Source organism: Nocardia sp. NPDC004123 (assembly GCF_053603795.1).
Map to the genome: position 1 here is coordinate 14,770 of NZ_JBSGGG010000007.1, position 13,747 is coordinate 28,516.

13 protein-coding genes are annotated in these 13,747 nt (G+C 70.2%); 4 read left to right on the forward strand and 9 right to left on the reverse strand.

The window, feature by feature from the left end:
- Positions 1-107: 107 nt before the first annotated feature.
- Positions 108-2,021: a DNA primase gene (gene dnaG, locus ACWEQQ_RS11530; RefSeq protein WP_452348147.1), complete on the reverse strand. Its 1,914-nt coding sequence runs from the start codon at positions 2,019-2,021 to the stop codon at positions 108-110.
- A 282-nt stretch (positions 2,022-2,303) separates the two neighbouring features.
- Here dnaG and ACWEQQ_RS11535 point away from each other — a divergent pair, with 282 nt between their 5' ends.
- From ACWEQQ_RS11535 to ACWEQQ_RS11545, 3 genes are read left to right on the forward strand one after another with little or no spacing between them, the layout of a single operon-like run.
- Positions 2,304-2,894, forward strand: a complete 591-nt coding sequence (locus ACWEQQ_RS11535) for an energy-coupling factor transporter transmembrane component T family protein (protein ID WP_452348148.1) — start codon at positions 2,304-2,306, stop codon at positions 2,892-2,894.
- 33 nt (positions 2,895-2,927) lie between these two features.
- Positions 2,928-3,476 (forward strand): biotin transporter BioY, encoded by a 549-nt coding sequence (locus tag ACWEQQ_RS11540; RefSeq protein ID WP_452341359.1) that lies wholly within the window; start codon positions 2,928-2,930, stop codon positions 3,474-3,476.
- Positions 3,473-4,153: an energy-coupling factor ABC transporter ATP-binding protein gene (locus ACWEQQ_RS11545; RefSeq protein WP_452348149.1), complete on the forward strand. Its 681-nt coding sequence runs from the start codon at positions 3,473-3,475 to the stop codon at positions 4,151-4,153. The genes ACWEQQ_RS11540 and ACWEQQ_RS11545 overlap by 4 nt, the downstream gene beginning before the upstream one ends.
- 58 nt (positions 4,154-4,211) lie before the next feature.
- Here ACWEQQ_RS11545 and ACWEQQ_RS11550 read toward each other — a convergent pair whose 3' ends face one another.
- From ACWEQQ_RS11550 to ACWEQQ_RS11565, 4 genes are all read right to left on the reverse strand, one after another.
- The gene (locus ACWEQQ_RS11550; protein ID WP_452348150.1) at positions 4,212-4,940 is read right to left on the reverse strand and encodes a HalD/BesD family halogenase; all 729 of its coding nucleotides are present in this window, start codon (positions 4,938-4,940) and stop codon (positions 4,212-4,214) included.
- A 5-nt stretch (positions 4,941-4,945) separates the two neighbouring features.
- Entirely contained in the window at positions 4,946-6,214 is a 1,269-nt protein-coding gene (locus tag ACWEQQ_RS11555) for a deoxyguanosinetriphosphate triphosphohydrolase (RefSeq protein WP_452341357.1), read from the reverse strand.
- A 3-nt stretch (positions 6,215-6,217) separates the two neighbouring features.
- The gene (locus ACWEQQ_RS11560; protein ID WP_452348317.1) at positions 6,218-6,796 is read right to left on the reverse strand and encodes a YdcF family protein; all 579 of its coding nucleotides are present in this window, start codon (positions 6,794-6,796) and stop codon (positions 6,218-6,220) included.
- A gap of 119 nt (positions 6,797-6,915) precedes the next feature.
- Complete coding sequence (locus tag ACWEQQ_RS11565; protein ID WP_452348151.1) at positions 6,916-7,593, reverse strand: MBL fold metallo-hydrolase; 678 nt, start codon at positions 7,591-7,593, stop codon at positions 6,916-6,918.
- Positions 7,594-7,671: 78 nt separating this feature from the next.
- On the opposite strand from ACWEQQ_RS11565, the gene ACWEQQ_RS11570 reads away from it, so the two are divergent.
- On the forward strand, positions 7,672-9,681 hold the full coding sequence (locus ACWEQQ_RS11570) for a TPM domain-containing protein (protein ID WP_452348152.1): 2,010 nt from the start codon (positions 7,672-7,674) through the stop codon (positions 9,679-9,681).
- A gap of 255 nt (positions 9,682-9,936) precedes the next feature.
- On the opposite strand, the gene ACWEQQ_RS11575 is transcribed toward ACWEQQ_RS11570, so the two are convergent.
- The 4 genes from ACWEQQ_RS11575 to ACWEQQ_RS11590 all read right to left on the reverse strand — a co-directional run bounded on the left by ACWEQQ_RS11575 (position 9,937) and on the right by ACWEQQ_RS11590 (position 13,708).
- On the reverse strand, positions 9,937-10,542 hold the full coding sequence (locus ACWEQQ_RS11575) for a response regulator (RefSeq protein WP_379378751.1): 606 nt from the start codon (positions 10,540-10,542) through the stop codon (positions 9,937-9,939).
- Entirely contained in the window at positions 10,539-11,675 is a 1,137-nt protein-coding gene (locus ACWEQQ_RS11580) for a sensor histidine kinase (RefSeq protein WP_452348153.1), read from the reverse strand. The genes ACWEQQ_RS11575 and ACWEQQ_RS11580 overlap by 4 nt, the downstream gene beginning before the upstream one ends.
- Positions 11,676-11,856: 181 nt before the next feature.
- Complete coding sequence (locus ACWEQQ_RS11585; RefSeq protein ID WP_452348154.1) at positions 11,857-12,177, reverse strand: hypothetical protein; 321 nt, start codon at positions 12,175-12,177, stop codon at positions 11,857-11,859.
- Between the two features lie 91 nt (positions 12,178-12,268).
- Positions 12,269-13,708 carry a molybdopterin-dependent oxidoreductase gene (locus ACWEQQ_RS11590; RefSeq protein WP_452348155.1) on the reverse strand — a complete coding sequence of 480 codons (1,440 nt, stop codon included), beginning with the start codon at positions 13,706-13,708 and terminating at the stop codon, positions 12,269-12,271.
- Positions 13,709-13,747: the final 39 nt, after the last annotated feature.

Genomic DNA, 13,747 nt, shown 5'->3' on the forward strand with positions numbered 1-13,747 from the left:
CCACCCCAGCCGAGATTCGAACCGGAAGCCTGCCGATCCAGCGTCGGCAGGCTTGTCAGCGCACCCTGAAGGGCACCGGCGGCGGGCTCCGCCGCCCGCCACCGGGGTCAGCTACTTACGAAGTCGCCCGAGTTGCCCATGGCCTGGGTCAGCAGGCTCTTCCGGTACTGCTCCAGGGCGACCAGGTCGCCGAACAGGGCCATGTAGCCGTCGGGCTGCTCGGTCGAGGAGATGCGCTGGAGTTTGGACTTCAGTTCGGCGATCTGGCGGCCGACCCAGGACTCCTGTGTGCGGGCCAGGACGCCGGTGACGAAGCGGGGGATGTCCTCGGCGGACTTCACCGGGAGGGGCTCGGCGGCCAGTTCGGAGACCAGGGCCCGCAGGGTGAGGTCTTCGGTGTTGTCGGCGACCGTGGCGACCCATTCCGCGCCGGTCAGACCGCTGGCGGTGCCACCGGCCTCGGCGATGGCGGCGCGGACCGCGATGTAGGCGGGCTGGGTGAAGGCTTCCGGCTCCAGGGCATCGAAGACGGGGCCCGCGAAGGCGGGGTATTGCAGTGCGGCGGCCAGGGTTTGACGCTGCGGGAGCAAAGTCGGGTCGTGGGGGTTGGGGCGGGCGGCGGGGTGCTCGGTGACCTCTTGGCGCGCTTGGCGTTCGGGGATGCCGGGTTTGGCGCCGGTGCGGGCGCCCTTGCGGGCTTCATCGCCGACGCGGCGTACGACCTGCTGGATGTCGTCCCAGCCGACCCAGCCGGCCAGTTTGGTGGCGTACGCCTTGCGGAGGGCGAAGTCCTTGATCTGGGAGACGACGGGGACGGCGCGGCGCAGCGCCTCGACCTGTCCCTCGGGGGAATCCAGATCGTGTTCGGCGAGCAGGCCGCGGATGACGAACTCGTACAACGGGACTCGGCGGGCGACCAGGTCGCGGACCGCGCCGTCGCCATTGCGCTGGCGGAGCTCGCAGGGGTCGAGGCCGTCGGGGGCCACGGCGATGTAGGTCTGGCCGGCCAGTTTCTGGTCGCCGGAGAAGGCCTTCAGGGCGGCGGCCTGGCCCGCCTCGTCGCCGTCGAAGGTGTAGATGATCTCGCCGCGCCAGAAGTTGTCGTCCATGAGCAGGCGGCGCAGGATGGCGAGGTGCTCGTCGCCGAAGGCGGTGCCGCAGGAGGCGACAGCGGTCTTGACGCCCGCCATGTGCATGGCCATGACGTCGGTGTAGCCCTCGACGACAACGGCCTGGTGGCCTTTGGCGATCTCGCGCTTGGCGTGGTCGAGGCCGAACAGCACCTGAGACTTCTTGTACAGCAACGTTTCCGAGGTGTTGATGTACTTGGCGGTCATGGTGTCGTCGTCGTACAGCCGGCGCGCGCCGAAGCCGATGACCTCGCCGCCGAGATTGCGGATGGGCCACAGCAGGCGGCGGTTGAAGCGGTCCATGGGGCCGCGCTGGCCCTGTTTGGACAGGCCCGCGGCCTCCAGCTCCTTGAAGTCGAAACCCTTGCGCAGCAGATGTTTCGTGAGCGTGTCCCAGCCGCCGGGGGCGTAGCCGCAGCCGAACTGGCGGGCGGCGTTGTGGTCGAAGTTGCGGTCGGTGAGGTACTTGCGGGCCGCTTCCGCACCGGGCTCGCCGAGCTGGGAGACGTAGAACTCGTGCGCGGCGGCATTGGCGGCGACCAGGCGGGAGCGGGTGCCGCGGTCGCGCTGCACGGAGGTGCCGCCACCCTCGTAGTTGATCTTGTAGCCGATGCGGTCGGCCAGCTGCTCGACCGCCTCGACGAAACCGACGTGCTCGATCTTCTGCAGGAAGGCGAAGGCGTCGCCACCCTCACCGCAGCCGAAGCAGTGGAAGACGCCGTGATTGGGGCGCACGTGGAAGGACGGGGACTTCTCGTCGTGGAAGGGGCACAGGCCCTTCATGGAGTCGGCGCCGGCGCGTTTGAGAGTGACGTACTCACCCACGACATCCTCGATCCGGACACGTTCACGAATCGCCGCGATATCGCGGTCAGGAAGTCGGCCTGCCACGGAGCGAGTCTAGCGCTCCCCCACCTCTCCGCGATTCGGCGCACAATCCCGCCTCCCCGAAACTTCAGCGCACAATCCCGCCTCCCCGAAACTTCAGCGCACAATCCCGCCTCCCCGAAACTTCAGCGCACAACTAGGAGCCGTTGCCGGTTCCACACGCGTGCCGGCGGTCAGATACTACGAAAATTTCGGACGTACCCGACGAGTTACCCCACTCGCAGCGAGATCAGTTGTCCCGTCCCCAACGACCAACTATAGAACCGGGGTGCGAGGATCTACCGGGTGCTCAGCCTCTATCACGACGCCCGGACGCCGGTGCACGACGTGCCCGCCGGGGTGAAAGTGCTGGTGCTGGCGGTCGCGGGGACGGCGTTGTTCTTCGTGCCGTCGATCGTCTGGGTGGGGGTCGCGCTGGCGGTGGTGCTGGGTTTGTATGCGGTCGCGCGGATTCCGTGGCGGACGACCGGGCGGCAGGTACTCGGGCTGGCACCGTTTCTGGCGTTGATCGTGGTCGCGCAGGTGATCTTCACCGGCCGGCACACCGCGATCCTGGTCGGCGAGCGACTGCTCACGCTGGTCCTGCTGGCCAATCTGGTGACGCTCACCACACGCACCTCGGCCATGGTCGAGACCATCGAGCGGGCGCTCGGTCCGCTGCGGCCGCTGGGCGTCCGTCCCGAGCGCGTGGGCCTGCTGGTCGCCATGACCATCCGATTCATCCCCGTCATCCGTGACCAGGCCGAACTCGTCCGCTCGGCGCAGCGCGCCCGTGGCATCGAGCGCAGCACGGTGTTCCTGGTTCCGCTACTGATCCGCACACTCCGCATGGCCGACGGGGTCGGCGAGGCGCTGGACGCCCGCGGCCTGGACTGAAGAGTCCGAACCGGGGCCATTTAGGATGCCTCGGTGCGTAGTAGGGATTTGGCGCAGATCGCGCTGTTCGCGGCAATCATGGTGGTGTTGGGATTCTTCCCGCTCGTTCAGCTGCCGGGAGCCTTCGCGCCCTTCACTTCGCAAACCCTGGGCGTCATTCTGGCGGGGTCGATTCTGGGCGCCAAGCGCGGTGCGCTGGCCATCCTACTGTTCGATGTGCTGGTCTTCGCCGGCCTGCCGGTGCTGCCGGGCGGACGCGGCGGGCTGTCGGTGATCATGGGCCCGACGGGTGGCTTCGTGATCGCCTATCCGATCGGCGCACTGGTGATCGGGCTGCTCACCGAACGCCTGTGGCGGTACTACAACCTGCCCATCGCCCTGCTGATCAACTTCCTGGGCGGCGCGATCGTGCTGTACGTCATCGGCATTCCGTGGATGGCCGCCGCCGCGCACATCGCCCTGGGCAAGGCGATCACCACCTCGGTGGCGTTCCTGCCCGGCGACGTGTTCAAGACCGTGGTCGGCTCGCTGGCCGCGGTGGCGGTCCGCAAGGCGTATCCGATGATTCCGGCGCGGGCATGATCGAACTCGACGGCGTCTCGCATCGGTTCGGGGAGCGCGCGGTGCTGCGCGACCTCCATCTGCGCCTGGGCGAGAACCGGATTGCCGTCATCGGTTCCAACGGGTCCGGCAAGTCCACGTTCGCGCGGCTGCTCAACGGGCTGCAGGTGCCCACCGACGGCCGCGTGCGGGTCGACGGGCTCGATACCCGCAAGCAGGGCAGGGCCGTTCGCAAACTGGTCGGATTCGTCTTCCAGGATCCGGATGTGCAGATCGTCATGCCGACCGTCGCCGAGGATCTGGCCTTCGGGCTCAAGCACCACGGCGTCGCCAAATCCGAGATCCAGGACCGCGTCGCCGCGACCCTCGCCGAATACGGTCTCACCGAATTCCGCGACCACCCGGCGCATTTGCTCAGCGGCGGGCAGAAGCAGCTGCTCGCGATCGCCGCGGTGCTGTCGGTGGGACCGAAGTACGTGGTGTTCGACGAGCCCACCACGCTGCTCGACCTGCGCAACACCCGCCGCATCTCCCGTCTGCTGCACGAACTTCCGCAGCAGCTGATCGTGGTCTCACACGATCTGGACCTGCTCGCCGACTTCGACCGCGTGCTGGTCTTCGACGAGGGCCGCATCGTGGCCGACGGCCCGCCGGGCGAATGCATCGCGCACTATGTGGCCATGCACGCCGCGAACTGATCAGCGGGACCACCCGATTCGGAGCCGGCGCGGACGCGCGCCCCACGATGGGTCGGTATCACTCTTCGCGCCCGAACAGATGCCGCCGCACATGGGCATTGAGCCGTTGCCCCGGCCGCGAATTGAACGCCATGTGCACACTCACCCGCGGAATCTCCCCCTGCACCGGTGTCACCCGATGCCGTGATCGCCGCCCGGCGTGCAGCACCAGCGTCCCCGGCACGGTCGGCAGCATCTTCACCATGTGCCGGTGCCGCATGGGCAGCCCGCCCCCGCGCTCGATGAAAGCCCCGGGCAGCGGAATGTATTCGAGCGCCCCGCCCCGCTCCGGCGCGACGATGTGCAGCATCACCGTGTAATCGGACATGTCGTAGTGCCAGTCCTGCACATCCCCGTTCTCGTGGATCTGCACCGTCATGGCCCCCAGCTCGTCGGCCGAGCGGTAGGCCTGCTCCCCCACCAGGTGGGACACGAACTCCCGCAGTGGTTCCCAGTGGTAGAGCGCCTTCAGCGGCGAGGAATCCGGAATCCGGTCGCATGCGACCGTGTACTCGAACCGCATGGCGTCGCCCAGCCCGTCGGAGAGCACATCCGCGGCCATCTCGGTCACCGCGGCGGGGCGCAGGAATTCGGGCAGCACGGTGACACCGCTGACCAGGAAGTCCGCCTGCGCCCGCTCGATCACCTCGCGCAGCCGTGCCATCGACCTCCGGTCCAGCGGGTACCGATCCAGGTCGACTATGCCGTCCACCTCGCGGGTCATCGCGCCCCCTGCCGCCGGTTCCACCGGATTCAGGGTATCGCGGCGGCGACCCGTTCCAGGCGGCTCTCGGTGTAGGACGCGATCTGGTCGACGATCACCCGCACCCGTGCGGTGTCGTCGCCGGCCGCCTCCCACCACGGCAGCAGCAGCCGGTCCAGCCCGTGCGGGGCGGCTTCCAGCAGCCGGTTGGCGACCAGCAGGATGCGTTCGCGCTGCCCGGCCTGGCGCACCCGGTGGATGGGGTCGGAGAGCACGTAGCGCAGCGCCATGGTCTTGAGCACCGCGACCTCGGCGGCGGCGATGCGCGGCACCTCCAGATCGGCGGTGTAGCGCGACAATTGGCGGCCGCCCCAGGCGGCACGGGTGGCCTCGACCGCGGCGGTGGCGAAACGGCCCACCAGGTCGCTGGTGAGTCGTTTCAGGGCCACGGAGGCACGCAGGGAGCCGTCGTATTCGGCGGCGGCGGCGACCACCGGCATCTCCGAGAGCCGCTGCGCGGCGGCGACCAGCTCCTCCAGCGCCAGCGAAGGATGCTGGCGCGCACCGAGTTCCGCGAGCGCGACCTGTTCGACCGGGTCGGCCAGCGCCCGCAGGTCGATGCGGCCCACGATCACCCCGTCCTCGACATCGTGCACGGAGTACGCGACATCGTCGGACCAGTCCATGATCTGCGATTCCAGGCACTGGCGGCGATCCGGCGCACCCTTGCGGACCCAGTCCAGGCGGTCCATGTCGATGCCGTACGCGCCGAACTTGGAGCGGGGACCCGTTCTGCCCCAGGGATATTTGATGACGGCGTCCAGTGCGGCCCGGGTCGGGTTGAGCCCGAAGCTGACGCCCTGATCGTCGATGACCTTCGGCTCCAGCCGGGTGAGGATGCGCAGGTTCTGCGCATTGCCCTCGAAACCGCCGTGCGCGTCGGCGAATTGGTCGAGCGCCTGCTCGCCATTGTGGCCGTAGGGCGGATGCCCGATGTCGTGCGCCATCCCGGCCAGATCCACCAGATCGGGATCACAGCCCAGGCTGTCGGCGATACTGCGGCCGATCTGGGCGACCTCCAGCGAATGGGTCAGCCGCGTGCGCGGGGTGTCCCCGTCACGCGGCCCCATCACCTGCGTCTTGTCCGCCAGCCGTCGCAGCGCCGCGGAATGCAGCACCCGCGCCCGATCCCGCGCGAATTCACTGCGCCGGGCCGGGCACGGCGACCAGCTCAGTCCCGCGGTCCGCTCGGTTTCGGGCACCATGCGCTCCCGATCGGCCTCGGAGTACACACCGTCATAGTCGATACGTGCGTTCATCGCTCACTGATCCGCCGTGTATTTGAAATCCGCCGAGAAATGGGTCAGCTGGTACCAGAGCAGGGCGAAGGTCTCCCGGAAGATGCCGTGCGCCTGCGATTCCCGGGTGTACACCGCCGGGCCGGTGCGGGTGGGCGCGGTCCAGGCGGACAGCCCGGCATCACGCATCATGGTGCGGGTGCGCAGCGAATGCCACGGGTCGCTGACCAGCACCACCGACGACTTGCCGCGCGCCCGTAGCGCTCTCGACACCGCCTCCACGCTCTGCAGGGTGTCGGAACCGGTTTCGACGGCCAGGATCCGATCCTCCGGCACGCCACGGTCTTTCAGGTAGTTCTTGCCCGACGCGGCCTCGGTGTAGTTGTCACCGACCTGCTTGCCGCCCACGGTGACGATCATGGGCGCGATCTGCTTGCGGAACAGCTTGTACGCCTGGTCGAGTCGCGCCTCGAACACCGAGGACGGCGTGCCGTCGTATTGAGCCGCGCCCAGCACCACGATGGCGTCGGCCGGGGAGTAGTCGTCGATGCGGGCCACCTGCCAGACCCGCACGGCGGTACCGCCCACCACCAGGACGCCCATGAGCAGCGAGCCGATCAGCAGTCGCCGGGCCCAGCGCAGCACACCGTGTCCGCCCGGGGGGTTGACGGAGGTGGTGTCCCGGACCGGACAGTCCGGTTCGGTTGGGCGGTTCCGGAGTTTCACCAACCGCGTCGCCGCCACTCGGGCAACTGCGGGCGCTCCACTCCGAGGGTGGTGTCGGCGCCGTGGCCCGGGTACACCGCGGTGTCGTCCGGGTAGCGGCCGAAGAGTTTGGTCTCGACATCGCCGAGCAGCGAGGTGAACTGCTCGGGCGAGAGGGTGCGGCCCACGCCGCCCGGGAACAGCGAGTCGCCGGTGAAGAGGTGCGTGCGGCCGGCCCCGTCGGTGAGCGCCAGCGCGACCGAGCCGGGCGTGTGCCCGCGCAGGTGGATGGCCTCCAACTCCAGCTCACCGACCTGGACACGGTCGCCGTCCGCGAGCAGCCGGGCCGGGGTGACGGGCAGCGGGTCGGCGTCCAGCGCGTGGGCGGCGGTGGGAGTCTCGATCGCCTTCACGACATCCGGCAGCGCGATCCAGTGGTCCCGGTGCTGATGCGTGGTGACGATGAGTTCCACCCGGCCCGGCGCCTCCTGACCGATGAGCTCGAGAATCCGGTCCGCCTCATTGGCGGCATCGATGAGCAGCGTCGCGCCGGTGGCGGCGCACTGCACCAGATAGGTGTTGTTGTCCATCGCGCCCACCGACATTTTCACGATGCGCGCACCCGGCACCTCACGCTGCTGCGGGTTGGAGCCGGGCGAGACGTGTCCCGTGTAGGGCGAATCGATCGTGATCACTCCCCGATCGTAGTCATGGCCCTCGACACAGTGTGCAGAAGAAACCGACCCTCAGCGTTCCGGAGTTAGATTCGGAGCATGCGGCTATCGAAGCAGCTGTTCCTCCTCGTGATCGGCTTGCTCCTGGCCTCGGCCCTCGTCGGCGGGTGGGCCGCACCGGCCACGGCCGACGCGCCGCTGCGGTTGCCCGGCTATGTGACCGACAATGCCGGCGCGCTCGATCCGGGGCAGACCGCGGAACTGCAGCAGGCCATCGACTCGCTGTACTCGCGCGACCGCGAGCGGCTGTGGGTCGTCTACGTGCGCAATTTCAATGGGATGGACTCACATTCGTGGGGTGAGCAGACCGCGGGGCTGTCCGGGTTCGGGGATCGGGACGTGCTGCTGTCGGTGGCCGTGGACGATCGGGCCTACGCGTTCACGGGCACGCTGCCCAAGTCGGTCAGCGACAAGGACCTGGACAAGCTGCTGATCGACCAGGTCGAACCCAAACTGCGGGCCGGGGATTGGGCCGGGGCCGGGCTGGCCACGGCGAGCGGGCTGTCGCACGCCATGAGCGGGTCCGGCGGTGTCGGTCTCGGGCCGCTGCTGATCCTGGCGCTGGTGGTGGTGCTGGCGATGCTGGGTGTGTGGCTGTGGTCACGGCGGCGCAAGACGCGGCGCGAACGCGCGGTGATGGAGTCGGCTCGCAAGACCGATCCGACCGATACCGCGGCCTTGGAAGCCCTCCCCCTCGTGGTCCTGGACGCGCTGTCCAAGGAAACCCTCGTCGACACCGACAACGCCATTCGCACCAGCACCGAGGAATTGCGGCTGGCCACCGACGAATTCGGGACCACCGCCACCGCGCCGTTCACCGCCGCGCTCACGGGCGCGAAGAACGCGCTGGCCAAGGCCTTCTCGATCCGCCAGCAACTCGACGACGACATTCCCGAGACGCCCGACCAGCAGCAGCGCATGCTGGTCGAGCTGATCAGCAGCTGCGGCAGCGCGAATCGGGAACTCGACGCCAAGGTCGGTGAATTCGACGCCATGCGCGATCTGCTCATCAATGCCGGGGAGCGGCTGGACGCGCTGACCCGGGCCATGGTGGAGCTGACCGCGCGGCTGCCGAAATCGCAGGCCACGCTCGCTCAGCTGGTGGCCGGCCACCCGGCCTCGGTGCTCGCGCCCATCCGCGACAACGTGAGCATGGCGCAGGAGCGAATCGGGTTCGCGGAGAAGACGATCGAGGACGGCCGGGCCGCGGTCGCCAAACCCGTCGGCCAGCAGGGCGCGGCGGTCGCGGACATCCGCACCGCCGAATCCGCCGTGGACGCCGCGCGCACACTGCTCGACGCGGTCGACACCGCCGCCACCGATATCGACCAGGCCCGCGCCGGATTGCCCGCGATCATCGAGGAACTGCGCCGCGACCTCGTCACCGCGTCCGGGCTCTCCGAACACGGCGGGACCGAATTGCCCAGCGCCACAGCGGCTGCCCGCACCGCGCTGGACCAGGCCACCGCCGACGCCGCCACCAACCCGCTCGGCGTCTTCCGGCAGGCCATCGCCGCCGACACCGCCCTCGATCAGGCCATCGCGTCCGCCACCGACCGCAAGCGGGCCGCCGACGACCTACGCCGCCGCCTCGACCAGACCCTCACGGCCGCCCGCGGCCAGATCAACGCCGCGGCCGACTTCATCAGCACCCGCCGCGGCGGCGTGGACGCCGAACCCCGTACCCGCCTCGCCGAGGCCCAGCGCAGCCTCGAGCAGGCCGAGCAGCTCGCGCCCGCCGATCCGGAGCGCGCACTGCAATCCGCCCAGCGCGCAGCCGAACTCGGCGCCCGCGCCCTCCACACCGCCCAGGCCGCCGTCCGCGACTGGCAGGCCCAGCAGCAGCGCGTCAGCTCCGGCTCCCAAACCGGCGCCATCCTCGGCGGCATCCTCATCGACGGCATGCTCCGCGGCATGGGCAACGAATACCGCCGCGGCGGAGGGGGTTTCGGAGGAGGAGGTTTCGACGGCGGGGGCAGCAGCTACGGCCCGGGCTCCTTCGGCGGCTCCGATGGCTCCCGCCGCATCAGCCGCGGCGGGAGGTTCTGAGGTCTGGCAGTACGCCACCACAAAGCGCGGACCGCTGGCCCGGCTTCCACTCGACCGCCCGCATGCGCGTGAATCGGCTGCGCGCAGCATCGCCCGCGCAGCCAGCTTGATCGACGCACCGTCGAAGATACCGAACCTGTCCCGCCATAGGGAGATTCATCTAGTGGGCATACGGCTCGATCGGTCCGGGCGCGGACGCCAATGGCGCCGACTGATGCGCCCGTACGCCGGTCTTCAACGCGGGGCGAGCGCGAGTCAGAGCCAGCCGAGGCGTTCGGCGGCGCGGACTGCTTCGGCGCGGGTTCGGGTGCCGGTTTTGCCTATTGCGGAGGAGAGGTGGTTGCGGACCGTGCCTTCGGACAGGTGGAGTTGTTTGGCTATCGCGCCGGCGGTTGCGCCGTTGGCAGCAGCGGCGAGGACTTCGCGTTCGCGGGCGGTCAGGGGTGAGGTTCCGGCGGTGAGGGTTTCGGTGGCGAGAGCGGGGTCGACGACGCGCAGGCCCATGTGGACGCGGCGCACGGCATCGGCCAATTCCCGGGCGGGCGTGTCCTTGACGACGAAGCCCGAGGCTCCGGCGTCGATGGCGCGGCGGAGGTAGCCGGGCCGGCCGAAGGTGGTGACCATGAGGATACGGACTTCGGGGTGGGCCGCGTGCACCTGCGCCGCGGCCGAAATGCCGTCCTGGCCCGGCATTTCCACGTCCAGCAGGGCCACGTCCGGGGCGGTGCGCGCGACGGCCGCGAGGACCTCGTCGCCCCTGCCCACCTCGGCGACCACCTCGAGGTCGGGCTCGAGGCTGAGCAGGGCGGCGAGGGCGCCGCGCACCAGGGCCTGGTCGTCGGCGAGCAGCAGTTTGATCATTCCGGCTCCTTGATGGTCGCCGGAAAGCTTGCCAGCACCCGCAATCCGCCCTCCGGCCGGTTGGCGAGGGTGAGCGTGCCGCCGGTGGCCTGCACCCGCTCGCGCAGGCCGGCCAGGCCGGAGCCGGTGCGCGCCGAATCGCGCATGCCGACACCGTCGTCGGACACCTCGATACTGGTGGGGGTGACCCGCACCCGGCAGTGGGCGGCGCCGCTGTGCCGCACCACGTTGGTGACGGATTCGCGCAGCACCCAGCCGAACACCACGCTGTGGCGGATCGGCAGATCGTCGGAATCCGGTAGCTCGGCCTCGATCTCGGCGGCGCGCAGCGCGGTGCGGGCATTGGCCAGCTCACCCGCCAGCGACATCTCACGCAGGCCGCCGACGGTGGTGCGCACCCCGGCCAGCGCCTCCCGGGCCAGCCGCTCCACATCGGCCATCTCGGCTTTCGCCCGGTCCGGGTCGAGATCGACGAGTCGTTGCGCCAGTTCGGTTTTCACCGTGATGACGGTCAGCGAGTGGCCGAGGATGTCGTGCACGTCGCGCCCGACCCGCAGCCGCTCCTCCGCCACGGCCAGCTCGGTGAGCTGCTTGCGGGCCAGGTACAGCTGGTGATTGCGCACCAGGATCACGCGAATCCCGCCGACCGCGAAGCCCGCCAGCGCGATCGACTGGATGAGCCCCCAGTCCGGTGGCCGGCCGGTGGCCAGCTGCGGTGCCACCCCGAACGCCACGATCAGCGCCAGCTCCAGCGGGATCGCCAACCGGACCGGCGCGCTGAAGCCGATGTAGGAGGCGAGGTAGACGCTCATGCTCAGCACTGAGGAGTGCAGCATGACCGCGGCCGCCAGGATCAGCGCCGTCTGTGCGACCAGGGGAATCAGGACCGTCCGCAGCTCGGGGTCGGGCGGCCACGCCCCGCCGACCGGCCGGCTGCCCCGCACCAGCGTCCAGTAGGACCAGATGTAGCAGGCGCCGAAGGCCACGATCACCGCGAGCGTGTACGCCCGGGCCACCGGATTCTCGAGCTCCCAGCCCCGGCGCAGCGGCTCGATCAGATACACCGCCCACACCGCCGCGAACAGCGACCCGAACCGCCGCCGTCGCCGAATGCCCTCTTCCTCCGCGTCCACAGAGCCGGACGCTACACCGAACAGGACCGGTCGCGGCGACAGTCGCGGACCGCCTGTGCCGTGGACGGATCGGTCCGTGTCCGGGCCGCCGTGATCCGGGGAGCCGCTCCACGCCGCGCGGACAGATGCGCCGAGGCCCGGCCGGGCGGTGCGCTCGGCCGGACCGGCGGGGCCGAATCGTTCAGCGGGCGGTGTCACGGCGGAAGAGGTAGGCGGAGCCGAGGGTGAAGACGGCCGCCCAGGTCAGGACGTTCACGATGGCCAGGACGATGCCCGCGGCGCTGGGCTGGGCGAAGGGGGCGCGGGCGAGGACGGCAATTCCGTTGGTGGGCACCAGTTTCGAGACGATCTCCCCCGGCCGCACCGTCAGATCCAATGCGTCCACGGCGCGCACCGTCCCACCGGGCGCGGCGAAAGTCTTGACCAGTCCGCGTATCTCGATGGCCGGGGCAGTCCCGTGCCCGCGCCGCTGGACCGCGATGCCATCAGCAGTAGCGTTCATAGCTCTACTGTCGGCAGCCGGGGTCCACGGCACCTCCGTCGTCCGTCACGACTCGGCCATGACAGATGTCATGGCCGGTGCCCGTGGTGGACTACGAGGTGACCGTGACCGTGTGCAGGCCGCCCGGGCCGAACGGGAAGGGCGGACGTTCGGCCGAGTCCTGGACCTCGCCGGAGCGGCTGATCACGCGGGCCTGCAGGGTGTGGGTGCCCGATGGGAGATCGACGAGGGTGCGCCAGCGCCGCCAGGCGGCCGGCGCCAGCTCGGAGCCGAGTTCGACCGGGAGCCATTCGGTTTCGTCGATGCGGATCTCGACGCCCGCGACCCCGTGGGGCGGGGCCCAGGCCACGCCCGCGACCGTGAACTTGCCGGAATGCGTGCCGCCGCAGGTCGCCACATCGATGCGGGCCTGCGGGCGCACCCACAGCGGCTCGACCGGCCAGCCGCGCTTGCACCAGTAGTCGACATGGGTGTCGTCGGCGAGTTCGAGCTCGGTGATCCACTTCGCCCCGGAGTACTGCCCGTAGATGCCGGGCACGAAAACCCGTGCGGGGAAGCCGTGTTCGGGCGGCAGCGGTTCGCCGTTCATGCCGATGACCAGGTAGCCGGGCCATTCGCCGGTGCGCAGCGGTCCCAGCGGCAGCGAGATGGTGTAGCCGTCGGCGGCGCGGGTGACCAGCCGGGTCGCCCCGGCTTCGGGGACGGCGTGGTCGAGCAGCGCGGTCAGCGGGACACCGAACCAGCGGGCATTGCCGCAGCGGCCCGAGCCGGCCGTATTGTGCACGCACACCATGACGGCATCGAATTCCACGGCCTGCTCGGCCAGATCGGCCAGCGACAGCCGCAGGTGATGGGCCACCCGGCCCCCGATGGCCAGCCGCCACTGGGCGGGATCGATGCGCGGCGGCCGCGAATTCACGTCCGCCACATAGAATTTGCCCACGGTTGTGATCAGGGGCGACAGTCCCGGTTCCAGTCCGAGGCCGTCCTCGGGGACAGGCGCGTGCGCACCCCACGACCCGGCCCGCCGCGCCACCTCGCGGTACCGCAGGTCCTCGCGGCGCACCAGCACCTCGGCGGCGGCGAGCATGCCGGTTCCCGCTGCCGCCCACAGCAATCCGTGACGGGGCGCGGTGGAGCGGCGCAGTCCCGCGCGCAGTAGCGCCGCCGCGGCCACGCCACCGGCCGCGCCGGGCACCGACCGGTTGGCGCTGCGCAGTGCCGCGGCCGCCGTTCCCGCGCCGAAGGCCACCGCCGCGGGGGTCCGCAGCCGCGGCGGCAGCAGGGCCATCCCGGCGGCCGCGGCGACCCCGCCGAGGGCCACCCCGAGCCGGGTCATCTCCTTGTCGTGCTCCCCGGCCTGCGCCACCATGGTCTCGACCACCGGCACGGGCGCGTAGTCGGCGGCCAGCCGCCCGATTCCGTCGAGCACGGACCCGCCCCTGGCCGCGGCGAGCAGCTCACCCGCGCCGAGCGCACCCAGCCCCACCGCCGCCGCGCCCAGCAGCCGCCGTTTCCCGTTCACCGACACTTGCCCGAACCTTCCGTAGCCGACCGGGTTTCCAGCGCC

Excerpts from the sequence above, each read along its gene's own strand:
- ACWEQQ_RS11545 (WP_452348149.1), top strand. The coding sequence starts at position 3,473 with ATGATCGAACTCGACGGCGTCTCGCATCGGTTCGGGGAGCGCGCGGTG.
- ACWEQQ_RS11555 (WP_452341357.1), bottom strand. The coding sequence starts at position 6,214 with ATGAACGCACGTATCGACTATGACGGTGTGTACTCCGAGGCCGATCGG.
- ACWEQQ_RS11560 (WP_452348317.1), bottom strand. The coding sequence starts at position 6,796 with ATGGGCGTCCTGGTGGTGGGCGGTACCGCCGTGCGGGTCTGGCAGGTG.
- ACWEQQ_RS11570 (WP_452348152.1), top strand. The coding sequence starts at position 7,672 with ATGCGGCTATCGAAGCAGCTGTTCCTCCTCGTGATCGGCTTGCTCCTG.
- ACWEQQ_RS11575 (WP_379378751.1), bottom strand. The coding sequence starts at position 10,542 with ATGATCAAACTGCTGCTCGCCGACGACCAGGCCCTGGTGCGCGGCGCC.
- ACWEQQ_RS11585 (WP_452348154.1), bottom strand. The coding sequence starts at position 12,177 with ATGAACGCTACTGCTGATGGCATCGCGGTCCAGCGGCGCGGGCACGGG.